General features: G+C 45.8%; 17 protein-coding genes and 1 tRNA gene. 14 read left to right on the top strand and 4 right to left on the bottom strand.

All coding sequences use genetic code 11. The features are described 5' to 3' along the window. Positions 1-79: 79 nt before the first annotated feature. Entirely contained in the window at positions 80-2,794 is a 2,715-nt protein-coding gene (locus AAKU61_RS16765; RefSeq protein WP_503012628.1) for a PAS domain S-box protein, read from the bottom strand. A 177-nt stretch (positions 2,795-2,971) separates the two neighbouring features. Next, positions 2,972-3,691, bottom strand: coding sequence for a Crp/Fnr family transcriptional regulator (locus tag AAKU61_RS16755; RefSeq protein WP_354334098.1), 720 nt, complete (start codon positions 3,689-3,691; stop codon positions 2,972-2,974). A gap of 768 nt (positions 3,692-4,459) precedes the next feature. Between AAKU61_RS16755 and AAKU61_RS16750 the strand changes: the two genes are divergently transcribed. The 9 genes from AAKU61_RS16750 to AAKU61_RS16710 all read left to right on the top strand — a co-directional run bounded on the left by AAKU61_RS16750 (position 4,460) and on the right by AAKU61_RS16710 (position 12,693). Continuing rightward, positions 4,460-7,429: a bifunctional diguanylate cyclase/phosphodiesterase gene (locus tag AAKU61_RS16750; protein ID WP_354334096.1), complete on the top strand. Its 2,970-nt coding sequence runs from the start codon at positions 4,460-4,462 to the stop codon at positions 7,427-7,429. 559 nt (positions 7,430-7,988) lie between these two features. Then, a complete protein-coding gene (locus AAKU61_RS16745) occupies positions 7,989-8,300 on the top strand; it encodes a BON domain-containing protein (protein WP_354334094.1) in 312 nt (103 codons plus the stop codon). A 93-nt stretch (positions 8,301-8,393) separates the two neighbouring features. Further along, a complete protein-coding gene (locus AAKU61_RS16740) occupies positions 8,394-8,612 on the top strand; it encodes a YMGG-like glycine zipper-containing protein (protein WP_354334092.1) in 219 nt (72 codons plus the stop codon). Positions 8,613-8,705: 93 nt separating this feature from the next. Next, positions 8,706-9,359, top strand: a complete 654-nt coding sequence (locus AAKU61_RS16735) for an outer membrane lipoprotein (protein ID WP_354334090.1) — start codon at positions 8,706-8,708, stop codon at positions 9,357-9,359. A 216-nt stretch (positions 9,360-9,575) separates the two neighbouring features. Continuing rightward, a complete protein-coding gene (locus tag AAKU61_RS16730) occupies positions 9,576-9,722 on the top strand; it encodes a lmo0937 family membrane protein (RefSeq protein ID WP_154668220.1) in 147 nt (48 codons plus the stop codon). A gap of 119 nt (positions 9,723-9,841) precedes the next feature. Then, the gene (locus AAKU61_RS16725; RefSeq protein ID WP_322117942.1) at positions 9,842-10,057 is read left to right on the top strand and encodes a CsbD family protein; all 216 of its coding nucleotides are present in this window, start codon (positions 9,842-9,844) and stop codon (positions 10,055-10,057) included. Between the two features lie 78 nt (positions 10,058-10,135). Then, a complete protein-coding gene (locus AAKU61_RS16720; RefSeq protein WP_354334087.1) occupies positions 10,136-10,684 on the top strand; it encodes a hypothetical protein in 549 nt (182 codons plus the stop codon). Between the two features lie 150 nt (positions 10,685-10,834). Continuing rightward, a complete protein-coding gene (locus AAKU61_RS16715; protein ID WP_354334085.1) occupies positions 10,835-11,146 on the top strand; it encodes a BON domain-containing protein in 312 nt (103 codons plus the stop codon). Between the two features lie 281 nt (positions 11,147-11,427). Beyond that, positions 11,428-12,693 carry an AI-2E family transporter gene (locus tag AAKU61_RS16710; RefSeq protein WP_354334083.1) on the top strand — a complete coding sequence of 422 codons (1,266 nt, stop codon included), beginning with the start codon at positions 11,428-11,430 and terminating at the stop codon, positions 12,691-12,693. 252 nt (positions 12,694-12,945) lie between these two features. On the opposite strand, the gene AAKU61_RS16705 is transcribed toward AAKU61_RS16710, so the two are convergent. Further along, positions 12,946-13,344 carry a hypothetical protein gene (locus tag AAKU61_RS16705; protein WP_323491775.1) on the bottom strand — a complete coding sequence of 133 codons (399 nt, stop codon included), beginning with the start codon at positions 13,342-13,344 and terminating at the stop codon, positions 12,946-12,948. 302 nt (positions 13,345-13,646) lie between these two features. On the opposite strand from AAKU61_RS16705, the gene aptA reads away from it, so the two are divergent. Both aptA and AAKU61_RS16695 read left to right on the top strand, forming a co-directional pair. Continuing rightward, complete coding sequence (gene aptA, locus AAKU61_RS16700; protein WP_354334081.1) at positions 13,647-14,966, top strand: omega-aminotransferase AptA; 1,320 nt, start codon at positions 13,647-13,649, stop codon at positions 14,964-14,966. Between the two features lie 133 nt (positions 14,967-15,099). Continuing rightward, positions 15,100-15,184, top strand: a tRNA-Leu gene (locus AAKU61_RS16695). Between the two features lie 434 nt (positions 15,185-15,618). On the opposite strand, the gene AAKU61_RS16690 is transcribed toward AAKU61_RS16695, so the two are convergent. Beyond that, entirely contained in the window at positions 15,619-16,623 is a 1,005-nt protein-coding gene (locus AAKU61_RS16690; RefSeq protein WP_354334079.1) for a helix-turn-helix transcriptional regulator, read from the bottom strand. Between the two features lie 69 nt (positions 16,624-16,692). Between AAKU61_RS16690 and AAKU61_RS16685 the strand changes: the two genes are divergently transcribed. From AAKU61_RS16685 to AAKU61_RS16675, 3 genes are all read left to right on the top strand, one after another. Continuing rightward, the gene (locus AAKU61_RS16685) at positions 16,693-17,058 is read left to right on the top strand and encodes a hypothetical protein (RefSeq protein WP_354334078.1); all 366 of its coding nucleotides are present in this window, start codon (positions 16,693-16,695) and stop codon (positions 17,056-17,058) included. 14 nt (positions 17,059-17,072) lie between these two features. Then, entirely contained in the window at positions 17,073-18,032 is a 960-nt protein-coding gene (locus AAKU61_RS16680; protein ID WP_354334076.1) for a hypothetical protein, read from the top strand. Between the two features lie 561 nt (positions 18,033-18,593). Continuing rightward, positions 18,594-19,871, top strand: a complete 1,278-nt coding sequence (locus tag AAKU61_RS16675; protein ID WP_354334074.1) for a tyrosine-type recombinase/integrase — start codon at positions 18,594-18,596, stop codon at positions 19,869-19,871. The last annotated feature ends 931 nt before the right edge of the window (positions 19,872-20,802 follow it).

Below are 20,802 nucleotides of genomic sequence, written 5' to 3'. Positions count from 1 at the left end.
CTTTATTGCAATGATCACTTGCCCGTCATCTAATATAAACCTAAGACAAATATCAGTAACGTCATGAAGGCCAAAAATCTTACAAATCGCGTTCTTTACTACCCAGGCTATGCTCAGACGCGTAACGCAATGCCACATCCAGCGCATCCATAAATTCATTCACTTTAATCGGCTTGGTCAGGTAGCGGAAAAAACCCGCCTTGAGTCCGTTTTCAATATCACGCGGAATCGCATTAGCGGACAAGGCCATCACCGGGATATGCGCCGTAGTGGCATCGTCATGCAAAATTTTCAAAGCGCCATAACCACTTAAACCCGGCAAATTAATATCCATCAAAATCACGTCTGGCTGGTAAGTGCGCGCCAGCTGAATCCCAAGATGCGTATCTACTGCGGTCAATAATTTAAGGTCGCTACGGCGTTCAATCAATTGCTTGATCAATGCCATGTTGGCGGGGTTATCCTCAACATATAACAAAGTACGTTTATAGGCTGAGGTATTGATCCCATTCGACGTTTTTAATACAGCGCCGTGCTCTGTACTTATGTCCTCGCCCATTTCTCCGAATATTAACTTAGGTGCGCTAGACGCGGACAACTCAAACCAGAAAGTACAACCGACATCAATGGTACTTTCTACACCGATCGTACCGCCCATCAACTCGACTAATTGCTTGGTGACGACCAGACCAATACCAGTACCTTCTTCGCCGCCATATTCTTTTCCAAGGCGATTAAACGGCTGGAATAATTGCGTCAACTGATCTGGCTCTAAACCAGTGCCAGTATCGCGCACACTGACGCGTATTCTATTTTCGCCATTCATCTGGCATTGGACAATCACTGCGCCGTTATCCCGATTATATTTAATTGCATTCGACAGCAAATTGACCAAAACCTGTTTCACCCGCGTCCGGTCAGCATGCACATAAAATAGATTCTCTACGCTAGGGAATGTCATCTGTATGCCACGCTTATCGGCTTGCGGCTCCATCATCAGACGGCAATCTTGCAATACATCGGTGAGCGACATGGACTCATGCGACATAGTGACTTTGCCAGACTCAATCATTGCCAGATCGAGAATCTCATTAATCAAGCGTAGCAAATACCAACCTGCCTGCAAGATCTGGTCTATAGATAATTTTTGTGCTGGCGTTGGCGATGGTGTTTCTGACTCCATCAATTGCGCAAAACCTAGTACGGCGTTGAGCGGCGTGCGCAGCTCGTGACTCATGCTGGATAAAAATTCTGACTTCGCTAAGTTGGCTTTTTCTGCTGCTGCCCTGGCGCTTTCTAACTCCACATTATTCTCTTGCAGAGTATGCTCAAATTGCTTGCGCTCGGTGACGTCACGCGCCGCAGCAAATACACCTCGCAAATTACGATCTCTATCATGAAAGGTAGTTGCGTTATAAGACACCACTGTTTCTTTACCATCTTTGGCATGCGCGGTCAGCTCGTAATTGGTGACTTTGCCTTCTTTTAATACGCGAGTAATAGCTGCCTCGGCACGATCTGGGTCTGTAAAATAATTTTTGAATGGAACACCAATCAATTCGTCGCGGGTGCAGCCGGTTAATGCCTCCATCTGCTGATTAACGTCCCTGATGATGCCTTTAAGATCGGTCGCCATCAAAGCATCCACATTCGACTCAATCAATGAGCGGGTGTAAAACTGCTGATCGCTTAAGCGCTGATCGAGCAAAGCCTGCTCAGCTTCGACTTTTTTACGAGCAGTATTATCTGTACCGATTAACAGATATCCAATCAGTTTATTCTGATCGTCACGTAAAGCACTTACCGAAACAATCGCAGGAAAGCGGCTACCGTCTTTACGGATGTACGTTAGTTCATAAATATCCTCTATGCCACGAGAAGCTTTAAAAACTAAAGCGTCAAATCCTGGCGAGATCAATGTCTCTAATGCTGCACTTAAGGCAGCTGCACGGGCAATCACTTCGCCCTCATCAGAGATGCTGGATGGTGTGATTTTATTTACTACATCGATGGCTTTATAGCCGAGCATATGCTCGGCACCGACGTTAAAAATCTGGATCACCCCCTGTGCATCGGTCGCAATGACAGAAAAGTTAGCGCTGTTGAAAATAGCGTTTTGTAGGGCTTCCGCTTTTAACACCGGCTGTCTTCCATCTAACAGCGCTTGTTCAAGTTCTGAGCGCCTACGCATTGCAAAGCGTATGCTTATCGCGAAAAAAATCAAAAATACGAGTAACAAAACCGTACTGCCTATAATGATTTTAAGTCGCATTAACTCCCTATTTTTACGCAGAACTAATAAACTTTGTTCTTCTTGAATAGCCTCAGCAGTCAGCTTGCGAATCTGCATTCCAGTATCGCGGGCAACTTTTAATAAAGGCCTTATTCCGTCAAATCCTTGTGCGTCGAATACTGCCTGGTTTTCTACAAATATATGCGCGCGCTTATCTAATGTGATTTGTAGCTGATGCACGCGGTCTTGCTGAGCCTGGTTATCCAGTGTCAGTTCAGATATTTGTACGAAGACTGCTCTCAGTTCTTCCAACGCAGAGTCGCGTTCATCAATAAAATATTTTTCTTTCGTCAGAAAATATGTCCACTGCCCATTCTCTGCTCTGTCGATTTGAGAAGCTAGTGAATCTAGCTTAGCAATCACCTCGTGGGTGTGTTCCACCGAGGTGAACGATACGAAAGGCACGACAATGTTCAAGGCCATGCTACCAACCAGCAATAGCACTATGAATGTCATACCAAAACCAACCAGCATCAATCTTTCGATAGATGACTTTTTCATTACCAGCATAAATTCTGACCTTGATACTTTTTGTAGAGCACAAACTAGAGCACTAACCTCGGCTCAGGCAAGGTAACGGCGAAGCCGTCATGAAAATAATACAGCGGAGATAAAATACAGCAGAAATAAGGCAGTGGAGGTTTAAAAAGGCGATTTAAAAAACGATTTAAAAACGAATCAACGCTGACGTACGTCCGATAACAGGCGAGCAAATTCTTTTTTTACTACGCCATAGCATTCACATACTTTGTCTTCCAGACCGTTTCTGTTGACGACGGTGATGTGCCCGCGGCGGTAGCTAATATAGTGCTCTTGCTGTAATTTGCCTGCCGCCTCAGTAATACCTTCACGCCGCACGCCTAAGGTGTTGGCAATCAGTTCTTGCGTAATCGTCAGCTCATTAGATGGCACCCGATCCAAGGTCAGCAACAGCCAGCGACACAGTTGTTGCTCTACTGAGTGATGCCGGTTGCAGACAGAGGTTTGCGACATCTGGGTCAGCAGTGCTTGAGTATAGCGCAACAACAAGCGCAGCACAGGCCCGGCACGATTAAACTCAGCCATCAAGATGTCGGCCTTAAGGCGATAAGCATGACCACCCGTCTGCACTATCGCACGACTAGGCGTGCTATTACCACCCATAAAAAGAGAAACACCTACAACGCCCTCATTACCCACACCTGCGATCTCTGAGGCGCCGCCATCTTCTAGCAAATAATGCAGAGAAATAATAGAGGTCGTTGGAAAATACACATGCGCAAGCTTGCCACCAGGCTCATAAAGTACGTCGCCGAGCAGCATGGGCACTAATTCTAAATGAGGGGACAGTCGGTCATATTCCGCGTCGAGCAAGGCGGCTAACAGGTGATTCTGACTCGGGTGATGTGCACTGGCCATAGAGGAGTTTCTGTTTCCAGTCATGAGAGTGAGGGGCCGTCGCGTAGAAAGATTCTTGGGAGCGCAAGGTAACACAAATACGCACAGTCTCAGACTATATTACCGTCTACACAATGCTGTCTGTGTGCTAACGTACATAAAAGTGAAGAGGTGAAACTAAACGTTTTGGCATGCTTGGAATAGCGATTCCGGTTGACCAAAAAACCTAAGTGCTTGATATATATAAATATATACTCTCCATAAGTATATGTTGATTGTCCAGATAATCATTGGACAATAAGGTATTATTTAAAAAATTACTGGGCAGTATATTCAATAATTGCACAAATTGATTGATGATATAAAGAGATCAATTGACGCGAATTATTGCCTGTCAAAACGAGTGACCCACGGGATATTTTGCGTCGAAGACAAGATTTTTCCCCGCGTTGATAAGCTCAGTTTGATAAACGTTCTTTTCCGCTGTAACCCCACTTTGGCGCCACGTCTTTTTCAGATTGCGATCATCAAAACAATAGCACTGATTGCCTGTCTTAAACACAATAAATTTACTAGAGTCCGCGTTCGTATGTTCGTGATCGCACATACACGACAAGCCGATCTCATTACAGTGTTCTTTGATTGATAGCTGCGTCCACTAAGGGGGGCGACCAAGTTTTCCTTCATCTCACTAGGTTACCGCATCAATTTGCGCTAACGCTTTACCTTTTCATGTGCTCATTTAAAACCGCGCAGTCTTGTTCGAACATATCCTTCTGAAAGACCACCGTGGATAAACTATTTCGCCGTATTCGCTTCTCGGTCTCTGTCTCGGCCTTGATTACTTTGGTGATCGGTCTGAGTCTGACCGCCATATTGTTTGCGTCGATACGACAGGTAGAATCTGAGCGCCAGAGCAACCAGTTTCTGCAAAATGCCAAATTATGCTCGGTGGCGGTATCAGAAGGTTTGCACGATGCGGTTGAACAGTTGATGGTATTAAATCAATTATTCCGTAGTATGGGAGTCGTAAGTCGTGAGCAATTTAAGAGCTTTACTGCACCGCTGCTGCAACGTTATCCGCAAATTCAAGCACTGAGTTTTCAGCGTCTTGTCATGCAAAGCGATCGCCAGGCGTACGAAGCGAGAATGCGTCAGTGTCTGCCTAATTTCAGACTAAGCGAAGTGCTGGGTGGCGAGCAAAAACCTGCTGGCATACGCGATAGTTATAACGTCATTGAGTACATAGAACCGAGCGCGACTAACGAGCAGCTGCTGGGGATTGATACCGCCATTACGGCGGATCAGACACAGGCAAGACTGCGTTCACGCTCCACTGGTCTGGCAGCCGCGACCAGCCTGTTGCCGGTCATACAGCACAAAACCTGGCATACAGGTTTTATGCTGATGGTGCCGGTATATATGCAAGGTGCGCCGCTAGATACCGCCGCTTCACGCAATCGCGCGGTGATTGGCGAGACTGCAGCAATCTTGCGGGTAGATCATTTGATCGACAGCATACTCGGCAGCCGAGGCTTTTTAGCCATGCCGGGCCTGGTGATTAGTATTTATGCAGGGCCAGGCAATGATCCGCAGTATCTGGCCTTCCAGCACCACGCTGCAGCTAAAACCATAGCTGAAACCGCATCTAAAACTGTAATTGAAACTGTCGCTGGAGCGCGGCCAAGCACAGACAGTAATTTCTCGCTATTACCACGCTGGCTATTTTATGATCGCGCTACCACGGTCACCGATAATTTCACATTAGGCGGCAATCCCTGGCACATCGAAATTGCAAAAACACCCGTGCTGTTTACTGCCAATAACAACGGCTCTTTCTACGTTCTGTTAGGTGGTATTTTATTTAGCTTGCTGGCCGCAGCTTATGTATATTCATTAGTCTCACGCAAGGCAATCATAGAGAAGGTAACGAGTGAACGCACGGCAGCCTTGCAATTTGCCAACCTGCGCTTATGCGAAGATTTAGCATTACGCAAACGCACTGAAAAATCTTTACGCCTGCGCGAAAAAGTGATTGAAGTATCTTCCAACGCCATCATCATTTGCAGTGCCGACGCACCAAATTACGCGATTGAATATGTTAACCCGGCTTTTGAGCATGTCAGTGGTTATGCCGCAGCGGATGTCGTCGGCCGCAGTCTGGAATCTTTGCAAGGCAGCGGTCAGGATCAGCAAAATATAGAGGAAATACGTACGGCATTGCGTGAGCAACGCGAAGGCCACGCACTGCTGCGCAATCACCGCAAAGATGGCAGCGGTTATTGGAGCGATCTTTTTGTCGCGCCGGTAAGAGATGACAGCGGCACCATCAGCCATTTCGTCGTCGCGCAATATGACATCTCGTCAGTAATGCGGTTTGAGGCCGAGCTAGCGTTCCAGGCCAAACATGACAGCTTAACTGGCCTTGCCAACCGCAATCTCTTGCGTGAGCGCCTGACCCAGGCGATAAGCAACGCTGACCGCAATAACAATAAAGACGACGACGGTAACACTAATAGCAATGCCATCTGGGTGGTGTTTGTCGATATTGATCGTTTTAATTTTGTCAATGACACTCTCGGTCATGAGGCTGGTGATGAGCTATTAAAAACTTTGGCCGGACGCTTGCAATCTGCCGTGCGTGAGGCCGACACAGTAGCGCGACTAGGTGGCGATGAGTTTGTCCTGGTACTGCCAGAACAAACTGACGATGGTAATGGTAATAGCAATGGAAACAGTAATGGCCTAGCTGTCTTGCAGCAGATCATGGATGCCATCGCTCAACCATTAATGCTAAGCGACTATGAATTTTTCTTAACTTGTAGCATCGGTATAGCGACCTATCCTTTGGATGGTGTAACGGCAGAAGGCCTGATCAAACACGCCGATATCGCCATGTACCGCGCCAAAGAAATGGGCCGTAATAGCTACCAGTTTTATACGCCGGCGATGAACGAACGCACGCTAGACCGGCTAAGTATCGAAGCCGATTTACGTCATGCATTAGAGCGCAATGAGTTTGTGATCCATTACCAACCGCAGATCAATTTAAGCAACGGACGCATCGTCGGCATGGAGGCACTGCTACGCTGGAATCATCCGGCACACGGCATGATTGCACCTACACGTTTTATCGGTCTGGCAGAAGAAATGGGCTTGATTCTGCCGATTGGTGCTTGGGTTATCCGCACGGCATGTATAGATACTAAAACATGGCAAGACGCTGGCTTTGCGCATTTGCGGGTGGCGGTCAATTTATCCGCCCGTCAGTTCACCCAAAAAATGCTGGTGCAATCGATCTCCGATATTTTGGAGGCGACCGGATTAGACGCCTCTTACTTAGAGCTGGAATTAACAGAGAGTATGGTGATGAGCGATGTTGAAAGCGCGATTGCGATTTTGCGTAATCTAAAGAGCTTAGGCATCCATATCTCTATCGACGATTTTGGTACCGGCTACTCTAGCCTGTCGTATTTACGACGCTTTCCGATTGATGTACTAAAAATTGATCAGTCCTTCGTTAATGATATTACGGTGGATACCGATGACGCCGCCATCGTTGCATCGATCATCTCACTCGCCCATAGCCTGCGTTTAAAAGTAATTGCAGAGGGGGTCGAAACTACCGAACAATTAGACTACTTGCGGGCACATGGATGCGACCAGGTGCAAGGCTATTTATTCAGCCGCGCCGTTGCCGCCGATGCGTTTGAAAAACTGCTGGAATCCGAGCGAAGTTTGTTGCAGACGACTGAGTAAATGATGGGTTATTGATGGATTATGTTGGCCTGCGTGACCGATGATCCAAGTAGATACCTAGCCAAGTTATCAGCTGATTCCGCGTAGCGGACTGAAGTACGATCGACCACATTTTTTAAGAGTAATTAAATATACTCCCCATATGTATATTTAATTTGTCCATATAATCATTGGACAATAGACTATTTTCTATAAATTTATTGGGGAGTATGCTTATATTAACTGACGTTCAGTTTAAATACTGAGTCGGTTTTCAGTTCATTTTTTGTCAGCTTAACAGCTAGCCTGTCGCCTAGTTTCCACATCAAATCTCGCTGAATGCAGGCATGCAGTCAGTACCTTGCTAGCGCCCTCCGCCCTCCAGAAAATACGATACTCAAAAGTATTCGTAACAGTACTTTAAAAGCCAAATAAAAAAATTAAATACTACGTGCGCTAACGTACAGAAGTAAATCGAGCCAAGCCTCAATCTAGCCTCATCGCATAGCTACTTGCTGTAGCAGCGTTAAAGAAATTACGTAGATTACGCAAACTAAACAAACTACATCAAGGAATAAAAATGAAAAACTTCAAAATTGCCTCTAGCCTGATCGCCGCACTCATGCTCACGACTATCGTCGGCTGTGCCGCTACACCAAAACAAGAGAGCACTGGTCAGTATGTCGATGATTCCGTCATCACCACATCAGTCAAAGCAGCAATCCTGAACGAGCCTACATTAAAGGTCAGCGAAATCAATGTAGAGACGTTTAAAGGCGCAGTCCAGTTAAGTGGCTTTGTCCGCTCGCAAGAGAATATTGATACTGCAATCAAAGTGGCACGTGGCGTCAACGGCGTTACTGCAGTTAAAAACGATATGCGTTTGAAATAACCAGGATATTGGTGACGCTATCGTAACGGCTGTAAAGACTGTAACGACTCGTCACCATCCAATTTTTTAGTTTCTTTTCAAAGAGGTTTAATCATGAATACGATCAAAAAATTAAGCGGCTACGCTGCAACTATCACTCTGATGTTGGGTTTGACAGCGTGTGCTGGCATGTCTAACCAGGATAAAAATACCGCCGTCGGCGCAGGTGCTGGTGCTGTTGTTGGCGCGGTGCTGACTGGCGGTAGCGCGGTGGGCACGGTCGGTGGCGCAGCAGTTGGCGGCGTGATCGGCAACCAAGTTAAACCTAAATAATCTGCCGTAAATCTAGCTCGCTCAGCTACCAAACTAGCTTAGCGGGCCAAATAAAAAATAACTCATAACAAAATATTCAAGGAAGAATTCATCATGACTACGCCTACCAATGGTTTTCCCAAACCCAGACTGCACCCGATGATTATCATTGCAGGTCTTGCTGTGACTTTGTTCTGTGCTGCTGGTATTGCTGCCATCATGGGATGGATTCCAACCTCGATCGGTAGCAATAATAACGGTGCATTAACGCAAGCTGATCAAGCGGCGACGCAAGTTAACGGCAATACGACAAATCCAAATAATTTAAACAATCCGAACACAACGCCGCGTGCAACTACACCTGCGCCTGTACATCACAAGCAAACTTATGCCGCGGCTAATGATGACTATCGGCCATCTAACAAACTCCCTTGCTACAACTGCGGGATAGTGGAATCGATACGCGAGATCAATACCCGTGCACAAGGTAGTGGCGTCGGCGCAATTGGTGGTGCGGTAGTCGGTGGATTGTTAGGCAACCAGGTTGGCGGCGGCCATGGCAAAGAAGCTGCCACAGTACTCGGCGCAATCGGCGGCGCAGTAGCTGGTAATCAAATCGAAGGTCGGGTCAATGCCAGCAATAGCTACGATATTTCTATCCGGATGGAAGATGGCTCAAGCCGCACGGTGCATCAAACCAATCCACCGCAATGGCGCTCTGGTGACCGGGTAAAAATCGTTGATGGCAATTTGCAGTCTAACGGCTAATGTTTATCTAAAATTTATCTAAAACAATACGAATTTAATTAACTATTTGTATGTTGTGTACGCCAGCGAACAGAACCTAATTTAAGCAGCTTGCATACTTAGTCCCACGATGTTGAATGTTTTAAGCGCTGATTTTCTTAATTTGATGTATTGAAAAAATAGCGGATTAAATCAAATTTCATCGACACCATTGAATAAAATTTTTGAGGAGAAATCATGCTTTATACCATCGCTGTTGTTCTAATCATCTTGTGGCTACTTGGCTTGGTCACTTCTTACACCATTGGTGGCTTCATCCATATTTTATTAGTGGTGGCCGTCATCATGATCTTGCTGCGCCTGATTAGCGGACGAGGGATTTAGCTAGCGTCGATTTTTTGGACACAAGCAAAATCGCAGCAAAAGTAACGCAAATAAATTTATGTGATGCCAGCAACTGATGTCGTTGTCATCACTCACTTCAAAACTATGTAGAGAAAATAATGAACTGGGATGTAATCGAAGGAAACTGGCTGCAATACAAAGGTCAAGTAAAAGCGCAATGGGGCAAATTGACAAATGATCATATTGACGTCATCGCAGGCAAACGTGACCAGTTGCTGGGCCAGATTCAGGAAGCATATGGCATAGACAAGGACGAAGCTGATAAGCAAGTGAAGGCTTTTCAGAAATTTCTTAAAGAAATTCGTACTTCTTAGCCAAACATTTAGTCGAAAGTAGTAAACCGCATGCGGCATTTTTCCGTAAGCGATTTTAATAATATCAAGGAGCACTACATGAAAAAAGCACTCTCAATTATCCTAATCAGCGCAGCTACTCTGGGTTTTACCAACATGGCTGTTGCCGCAACAGCAGAAGCCAAAGCAAATTTTAAAGCAGCAAAAGAAACAGCAGATACCGATTACAAAGTATCACGTGAAAAATGCAATGCGCTGGCTGGCAATCCAAAAGACGTCTGCGTAGCAGAAGCTGAATCTGCCCGCAAACATGTTAAAGCAGATGCAGAAGCACAATACAAAAATACGGTCGGTGCCCGCACAGACGCCCGTAATGCGATAGCAAATGCAGATTATGACGTTGCCAAAACAAAATGCGATAGCAAAACCGGCAATGAAAAAGATGTCTGCGTAAAAGAAGCGAAGGCCGTTATGGTTGCCGCCAAAGCAGATGCCAAAGCAGATAAAAAAGTAGTTGAGGCACGTGTTGATGCAAGAGATGACAAAGTAGAAGCCAACTATAAAGTCGCTCTGGAAAAATGTGACGCCTTAGCCGGCCCATCAAAAGATAGTTGTGTCGCTGGTGTTAAATCACAGTTCGGTAAATAAGTTCAATACTTCAAGTTCAGCACTTCAAGTTCAATAATTGAAATTTAGTTTTTCAGTTTGACCGGTAGTTTAGCTCTATTGCAGCAAAAATCTTGATGATCGAAGCTCGATCATCAAGTTAATTCTAATCACTTTTGAGGGATCATTATCATGAATATGTCTAAACGTTTTGCAACAGCTTTGCTTTCTTTCGCTCTTATCGCTGTAGCTGGTTGCGCATCCACACAAAAATCTGAAGGTACAGGCGAGTACGTTGATGACACCGTTATCACGACCAAAGTAAAAGCGGCAATCTTGAACGAACCAATGTTGAAATCCCGCGAGATCAATGTTGAATCATTCAAAGGTATTGTTCAGTTGAGCGGCTTCGTATCATCACAGGCTGATATCAACAAAGCAGTAGAAGTAACGAGCGGTGTTAAAGGTGTGAAATCGGTTAAAAACGATATGCACGTCAAATAATATTGCGCGATCTATAGTGTGTTTTAAACTTGATACGAGCGGATTTAAAAATCAACTCGTATCGAATAATGCAAGCGGGTACTGTTAAGACGAGATCAATGTAAGTGACCAGATCAGTGGTCGCTTACATTAAGATTGAGTCAAACGCACTGCCCGCTTTGCATTGAGAATTTTCTGAGCGCTGGTTGAAAATTACATCAAGAGTGCGAATGATTCACCATGCTGATGGTCGATGGAGAATCGCTGCTAGTTAGCCGGTTAACGTCAATAGGGTAAAAAAAATGAATGCCCCTCAACAAAACGATGTCGCCGCTGAGAGCATGCCGAATATCCATGCCAATACTCATAATACTCATACCCATATTCATCCACAAGATGATCGCCCGCCGACCATACAAATTAGCGATAGTGATTTGTTGTCCATCAATAGATCCTCTGCACCACCTACCATCCATATTCCAGTCAATGCCCGCGGTTTGGCGCTGACTATATTAGCCACCGTTGCTTTTGTTTTTGCATTACAAACTGCACAGCGATTTTTTATTCCGCTAGTCTTTGGCATCATCATTTCTTACACACTGAATCCGGTTGTGGTCTGGCTGGAACGCATTAAAATTCCACGTGTTTTTGGTACCAGCCTGGTGCTAATCACTATCATGTGTGGCGCAGGCGTAGTTGGTAATTCTCTGCGTACCGAATTTAATTCTATCCTGGTCAGTTTGCCCGACGCAGCGCGACAGATATCGCAAGCGATCACCAAAACACAAGACAATCAGCCAAGTACGATGCAACAAATGCAGGCAATCGCAAACGAGATTGAGAAGGCAGCAAACCAATCCAGTAGCGTACGCCCAGGTTCGCGGCAAACACCTACCACCGTGATTGTTGCGACTCCCCCGTTCAAAATACAGGACTGGCTGTTAGCAGGATCGGTGAGTGCGGCTAGTGTCGTTGGTCAAATCACTGTCTTGATTTTTCTGATTTTTTTCCTCCTCTTGTCCGGTAATAGCTTCAAGCGAAAACTCGTAAAAATCACAGGACCATCGCTGTCATCCAAAAAAGTGACTGTGCATATTCTTGATGACATTAATAAGTCAATCCAGAACTATATGTTTATGCTATTGGTCACTAATCTGCTTTTAGCCTTATTGCTGTGGGTAGTTTTTCGCTGGTTAGGATTAGAAAATGCCGGTGCTTGGGCAGTTGCTGCGGGCTGCTTGCATATCATTCCGTATTTTGGTCCGGTCATCATCACATTGGCGCTGGGAGCAACATCCTTTATGCAGTTTGGATCTTTGTCGCAAACCTTGTTAGTGACCGGAGCAACGCTCGTGGTGACGGTCTTAGTCGGTACTTTCATTACCACCTGGATGACCGGCAGAATCGCCAAAATGAATGTGGCGGCGCTCTTCATCGGCTTGCTATTTTGGGGCTGGCTATGGGGAATCTGGGGCTTGTTACTAGGCGTGCCGATTATCGTGATGGTACGCGTCGTGTCTGAGCATATCGACGGGATGCAATCGGTGGCTGAATTGCTGAGTGAATAGAAAATAGCTAGAAAAGCTGATGCAGTAAAAGTAATTTTTTCGCCGGGCTTTAATAACAGGCCTTACGCAAAATTGTGCCGGCAAAGCGTAGCGACTAGTCGCTACAACTCAGCGAGGTCAGTTTTGCGTAATTCCTAAAGAATTTTTACATATACTAGGATAGTGTATGTATAGACAATGCCAAATCGTCCAATGATTACTTGGACGATTTACACTAATCTAGCAATACTCCCCTTAAATCACTAACCGACATCAATTATGGCTAGTTTTATTTGGTGGCTCGATTGATAAGCTATTTTGATGGTCGGTGCTGGCATCCACCATGTCGGGCGCGACTTCAATCCTAGTGATGCCAGAATTAACAGAAATTGGATCGCTGGAGGGAAACGACATTTCCAGCGCGTCATCTAGCAAACACTCTCTGGCTTTATCTTCTTTCGTTTCTATCTCATCTGCCAAAGTCGTTATGGCTATCGCCCATTTAACGAATTTAAGATGTCCAAGTTCGCGGATAGTAGTGACATTAAATGCCTTTTTTAGTAACTCAGCATCCTTGGCACTAACGCCTAGCAAGGCATCGACCGGCGCATTGGCAAGCTCGTGGAAGTTCATATTTTCGTAGGCTTTATCTACACAGGTAAGGATTTTCATTACGTCGCCTTTTAACTGAAAGTTTTTACAGAGATCAGAATGAACTGATCGCTGAATCCAGTCTGTTCGCTAACGTACCCCAACTGAAGTCCAGATCTTTATAGTTTTAGGACTTGCGCAAAATTGTCACAGCAAGGTGTAACGACGTCGATAATACTTTATGCAGCTAGGAGCTACAACGCAGCTGGGAGGGGTTTTGCGTAAGTCCTCAGTTTAATCAAACAAGCTCTTGAGTAAGCTAATCAGGAGTGTCACAATCAAAGCAGCCCGCAAAAAATTTTACTCCATCAGGACTTAAGACCATGAGCTCTCCTCTGAACACAGAACATTTCTGGATGCCGTTTTCCGCCAATCGTCAATACAAAGCCAAACCGCGTCTGATGGTCGCCGCCGAGGGCATGCATTACACCACGGACGACGGACGACAAATTTTGGATGGAACCGCAGGCCTGTGGTGTGTGAACGCCGGGCATGGACACCCGCACATCGTTAAGGCGATTCAAACACAGGCAGCGCGCATGGATTTTGCGCCCACCTTCCAGATGGGACATCCGCTGGCATTTGAGGCTGCCAGCAAACTAGTATCGATTGCGCCAGAGGGCTTGAATCGTGTGTTCTTTTGCAATGACGGGTCTGAAGGCGTCGATACTGCTTTAAAAATGGCGCTGGCTTATCATCGGGTACGCGGCGACGGCATGCGACATCGCCTGATCGGGCGCGAGCGTGGTTATCACGGTGTTGGTTTTGGTGGTATTTCTGTCGGGGGCATTGCTGGCAACCGCAAACATTTTGGTCCCGCTCTGCCCGCAGTCGATCATCTGCGCCATCCTTTAAATATCACAAAAAATGCCTTCAGCCGCGGCCTGCCAGAACACGGTGCCGAGATGGCAGATGAGTTAGAACAACGCTTGCTCGCCCTGCATGATCCATCCACCGTCGCCGCGGTGATTGTTGAACCATTACAAGGGTCAACCGGCGTCATCTTGCCGCCCAAAGGCTACTTGCAAAAAATAAGAGCAATTTGCGACAAGTACGGCATTCTTCTGATTTTTGATGAGGTTATTACTGGCTTCGGTCGTCTCGGCACACCGTTTGCGGCTGATTATTTTGGCGTTATTCCGGACATGATTGTGTGTGCCAAAGGTCTGACTAATGCAGCGGTGCCGATGGGAGCCGTGATCGTTAAACAAGCGGTACATGATGCATTTATGGATGCAGCGCCAGAGAACACCATCGAATTTTTCCATGGATACACCTACAGCGCACATCCACTGGCATGCGCCGCGGCAATTGCGACGATTGATGTGTACAAAGAAGAAAAACTGTTCGACCGCGCCGCCACAAATGCCAGCTATTTTGAACAGGCAGCTCACAGCTTGCAAGGTCTGCCCTCCGTCAAAGATATCCGCAACCTAGGTCTAGTTTGCGGCATCGAATTAGAAAGTATTCCAGGCAAACCCGGCGCACGCGCCTTTGACGTGTTCCTCAAATGTTTCTGGGAAAAAAGCGTGTTAATCCGCACCACTGGCGACATCATTGCGCTGTCACCACCACTGATTATTGATCAAACACAGATGGATGAATTGTTCGGAGCTATCGCCAGTATCCTAAAAGCGCAATAGCAAAAAGCCACATCCAAACAACGATATTGCAATAATCTAGCGAGAAAATAAGGAGAATCAGCGCCAGCAAAGCAAGAATGCTAGCGCGCTCTTGCAATATTTTTGCCGCTCTGTCATAATCTTGGCTTGCGTTGCCGAGATGGCGGAATAGGTAGACGCACGGGACTCAAAATCCCGCGCTGCAAGGCGTGCCGGTTCGATTCCGGCTCTCGGCACCAACATGATAAAGCTCCTTTACAGGGGCTTTTGTCATTTGGATGATCGCTTTGAGTATGGATAAGTACTGCCATAAGTACCCTCTAATACCGCTCCATTTTGTCCTAGATTGTCCTGGCTTTTCCATTTGGGGTCAGGATTGACTGGATATTTCTAGAACAAAAATCATAATATCCCCAACAAGTACTGCACGGGATCATGAATGTGAAAATTCTTGAGGTGGAACTTTTTCGCACCCTCAAGTAGTCCCATTAGTTCAAGCAGACCTATCCGGGCATCGATGATGTTTAGTTGATGTGAAGGCAAAAAATGATCTGTAGCACAATCACAATAATTTCAACGCCACAACCAGCAAAAACACGTGCGCAAGGTCTACGTTGCTTTGCAAGCGTTACGGGCTAACCTTGACTTACAATGGGTACTGAAACTTACTCCTCTAAAATTTTTTTGCTTGAGTCGTGCAAATTAGCAATTCCATTTTTTCTATTGATGCGAGTATCCACTCTTGAAAATCTTCTTTTTTAACTTCCTCTCCATTTTCATCCTCCACGTCCGCAAATCCATTATTTTGCAGGTAGTTATATTTCAATAAGCCTATCGTTTTTTTTAGTAGGCCCAAAGAACAATTCGCTTTATTTAAATATGCGCTTAGAAAATTGAATTCGCACTTAGCTAAAAAATCTGGAGCTAAGTCCTCATGAGTAGCAACAGGATTGTCGCCGTACCACCCATTTTGTTCAGCAATTCTCTTAATGTAATGCAACATATCAGCGGAAACGCCTCCCTTGCCACTTTTCCATCGATTCCATTGGCGTCCAGGGTGGGTCAAGGTACCAACACCAAACGCGATTTCAAAATCACGCGGAGACCATTGAGTCTCACCTCTTTCTTTCCGCAGCTTATTCACTACAGACTCAACGATGACTACTGTCTGCGCGATGAAGAAAGACCTAATTTTCGTTGATATTCGACACTGTCGTCCTTTGCTCAATTCCTTAGTCGGTTGTAAGTAATTCAAATTCCTTGCACCCTCACACTTCAAAAAAAATCTTAGTCGCTCTTCCGCCAAATAAAGATCGTAATCGGCTTGCAATTTCATCCACTCCTTCGCGCTACGACCTGCAAACGATAAATGACCTAGTCGTACCGCGAGGTCTGCTGACAGCGCGATATCTCCAGCGAAAAGAAGTACTAATTCAGCCTCCGACAGGGCAAACCAATAAGCATTCCACTCCAAACTTTCCTCCTCAATCGCTTTCTGCAATACCTTGCCAGGATGAGGTGGTGTAGCTGCATCAACATTTTTCGTCTGTTTATTTTTAGATTCAGGCATTATATATTTCCAAAATTTGCGATTCCTATTGTTAGAAAAGTCGAGACACCCAAATTCTTCTCCACCGCTGAGATAAATTTGGGAATGACTTATTTCTTGCTCATCCATACCATGAAGTCTCGATTGTAGTACTAGCACGAGTACCTAGTGCCAGTCACCAACAAAAAGGACGAAGACATGGAATCTAAACTCGCAACTAACCATACCCCAAATCAAAAAAGTATTTATACCCGCACCTCACTGGACGAACGAATCAACGCGGTGACGGGAGGAGCAGAGCTCATACCGATTACATTGTTGCCCCGGCTGTTACCTATTGCATATCAATCAATTAAAAATCAGATCTGCAACGGAACATTCCAGCTCGAAATCGTTTTTTTCAACGGCAAAAACTGCGTTCGGACTGCTGATGTAGCTCGACTCATTCAGAATTCGATCGATACTGAAAAATCGCTTTGGAAAAAAGTTGGGCGACCGTCAAATCAAGAGCGTGCAATGTCAGCTGCGGTGGTAAAAGACAAAGAGACTCCACACCTCAAATGAAGCAGGAGGTCTAAATGAAAAACTTTGTCATCGTTCGCCAACGTGTTGAGAAAAATTTCACAGTTATAAGAAATGAGATCGTTCGCGACGCAAGGCTAAGCTGGAAAGCGCTTGGGCTACTAATTTATTTGCTGCACCTTCCGCCGAACTGGGGTCTCAATTTAAAGTACTTATCGAACGTGCGACCAGATGGCTCCCACGGCACCCGTACCGGCATTAAGGAACTTTTGGCGCTAGGATATCTTGCGATTTCTCGCGACCGCGACCGCAAGGGAAAATTTGAGAAGACAATATGGACGGTGACAGACATGCCAACCATGACGACTTCCCACGAAGAGTCAAGGAATCAGACTCTAGACTATCCAGAAGTGGAAAATCCAAACGTGGATAATCCGGGCGCGGTTGTACTACCGGTGGAATATCCACAGCCGGAAATTCAGCCACTACTAAGTACTATTGAAAGTAAGAACTGTTTAATAAAAAGGACGACAACCACTACAAAACGCACGAGCAAAGGCGCAACTCAAGCGAGTGACGAAAACGATGCATCGTCAAATTCTGGCGTAGTGGTAGAAAATCTCAATTCTCTGTTCTTTCCTGCTGTCAACGCCGAAACTATCGCAGGGTTACGCGACCTTTTGTCAGAAGCGCCACCAGACCATTGGCAACAAATTCTGGATGAAACTGAGGGGCGGCGTCGCGCTGGATTTAGAACCCAAGGCGCAGTGGTCGGGTTCGCACGCGCGCTAGTCCATGCAGCAAAGAAGGGCACTTTCAAAGCGAACCTAGCGATTGCCATTCAACTTGAAAGAAAACAGCGGTGCAATGTCGAGATTTCGCTTGAATCAGATGCGCGCGTCTCTGAGAAAGAAATGGCAAAAGCGAGTGAAGAAACCCTATTGAAATTACCAGCCGGTGTCAGGCAACGATACGAAGATGCTGTGCGAAACTTAGAGCGAAAAAAATGTCTCTGAGCGGGATAGATCAAATTCAAAGATCATCCCGAAATTCCGCCCCGGGACAATCAAATGATCGCGAGCGTGTGTACTAGCCACGTACAGTAAATGCCGATACGTTCTATGAATGTAAGCTCTCAGAATAGGTCAGTGTTTTTACAATGATTTCGATTGCCTAGAGTTTCTCGCTCGACGTGAAGATTGAAAATCCTTGTGTCGGTGGTTCGATTCCGCCCCGGGCCACCAAGAACAATTTCAATCAAATCAATAAGATACGATTGAATTTAGTGAAAATTGGCTTCCTTCGGGAGGCCTTTTTTATGTGCTTCTGACACTTTCTCTGACACTCCCACAGAGATTGAATGCGGATGAACCACGTTAATGTGCGTTTTTCTGCGTAGTTTCAGAGTGACTAAAAATGGTTCGCTATACGCAACTCCACAACGTTTATTTGGAGTTGAACCGTGAATACCGATGAAATTTTCCTCCCTCTCGCGCCGTATCGAAGCAGTCACCACCCGATTACGAACCATCCTATCAAATCATTGACGCGCCCTCTGCTCGGCTTAGGAGCGTACCGTGGCTAGTATTTATCGCGAGGGTAATCACTGGTCAGCCCGCATCAGAAAAACAGATATGGCTGCATTTAAAACGGGATTTCGCACAAGAACTGAAGCGGAATCCTGGGCTCAGGAACGTGAGCACATTAAAAAAACGCAAGGTAGCGCAAGAGGAATGGGACCAGACCGAACGTCATTGGCGCAAGCACTGTTTGATTATGTGCAAAAAACCCTGCCATTCAAAAAAGGCGCGATTCAAGATTTAAGCAGAGCCAATAAATATCTACGAGCGACAGGCCTTGAAACGTTTAAAGCCATCCCGTCACCAAAAATGGCAACTGACAATAATATAAATGTGCTCTATTACACCTTGGAGTTAGTCCCCCACTCAAAGAAACGCTCTGTGGCCAAAGGGCTCCATGAGCACAGAAAAAAACAGGCGGAGAGAAGCACAAACTCAGACGACATTCGGGACCGGATCGCTCGTAAAATGGTAGCTGAAATTCAGCCCTACCATCTACAGGAATTAATTGACCAATTACAGCAGGAGGGATACGCCCCAGCGACAATTCATCTTGAGCGTGCTTTTTTGAGAGAGTTTTTTAATTACGCACGACGCACCTGGCGCTGGCCACAACCAGCCTCTAACCCCGCCAGTGACATCCGCCTACCAAAAGTCAATAACGCCCGCAGCCGAGTTCTCTCTGAGGAGGAGCAGGTACGTTTAGAGGAGGCGTTAGTTGAATGTAAAAATCCTCAAATTCTCACCTGCGTAGTGCTCCTCATCGAAACCACGATGCGGCAATCCGAGCTAGTGAATACGGCAACTTGGGGGAATCTGGATATTGATAACCGCATACTAACCCTGCCTACTGCGAAAGCAGGTGGACGACAAGTACCACTTACAAAAGAGGCCGCAGAATTATTGAGTAACCTCCCCAGAGGAAGTAACCATGAGTGTATTTTTAACTTCACTTTGGAGGCACTCAAAGCGGCATGGAAGCGCGCTGTAGCCCGTGCTGGCCTAGAAAATCTCAAAATTCATGACCTACGACATACCGGCGCAACTCGCCTCGCGATCCGGTTCAACGGTAATATATTTTTACTGCAGCTGGCGACCGGGCATAAAACGCTATCGCAATTGCAACGCTACGTTAACCTGACGGCTGCAGACGCAGTAAAGGCGTTTGACCGAACATCACCCAGTACGCCACAGTCTAATTCGCCATTACAACTAGAAACGACGAAATCGAACGTACTTTGCCTTGCCAGCGCCAGAGCAAGAAAAATTGGATGATCTCTAGGGTTGGATTCCGAAAATATACACTCTTTGACGAAAAAAATATCAGTCCGTCAGTTGCATTATTTAGTTCTGACAGGATTAAACGTCCTCAAGATTCTGATCACTGACAAATATGGCGGCATCGACGGCAGCCGCTCTGTATATCAATACCTCAAGTGCAGATGGTATATTTTATTGAGTACGCCGCCGCCAATTTCGTAGAAAAATCATTGCGTCCTAAGGTGGTTGGCCGGTACCTATACTTAATTTAACCCTTTAAATTAAGACCCTATGACCAATTACAGCACTGTCATCTCCCCCCACAAAAACCGGCCCGCGCTAGACGCAAGATCTGGCAAGCCCCTATACGCGGGGACAATATCCGCCGGCGAATTAGCATTCGCTAGATTGGCAAAATCCATTATCGACCACCGGGGCTATCTAGATGAAAGTGGGATTGCTGCGTTAATAAAATTGCTCAGAGAGTAAATGAGGAGACTCTCGCTCTATAAAGATTCCGCAAAAAATCGAGAGAAATTAGGTAGCTAAAAATCTTAAGGCCACTAATTTTTACTCCGCCATGCGTCTCATCACAGGACAAATTCGTGATTTTAGAAGGGTAAAAAAAACAGCTGCGATGGCGCAAAAATTTAAAAATACGTTCCTATACATTTTAGAAGCCTACTGCGTATTTTAAGTGTTTTGTTTGTTGGCGCGCACTCAATATTGACCGATAAACGCAGTTATACGCACTGAATATTGACCAGGTAAATTAACCTATCCTTGCAGTTTTGACTGCGAGGGAATTCAAGGTGATTACCATGGGAATGTACTCTAAGGTCAGGCGGCTATTCTACCGAGAACGGCTATCCATTAGCGAAATTCAGCGACGAACCAGCCTGTCGCGCAATACCATCAAGAAGTGGCTTAAAGAAGCCGAAGGGAC

The organism is Undibacterium sp. GrIS 1.2 (genome assembly GCF_040544435.1).
Classification (GTDB): Bacteria; Pseudomonadota; Gammaproteobacteria; order Burkholderiales; family Burkholderiaceae_D; genus Undibacterium.
Note: the sequence above shows the minus strand (reverse complement) of the source record. Positions and strands in the feature narration are given on the sequence as shown.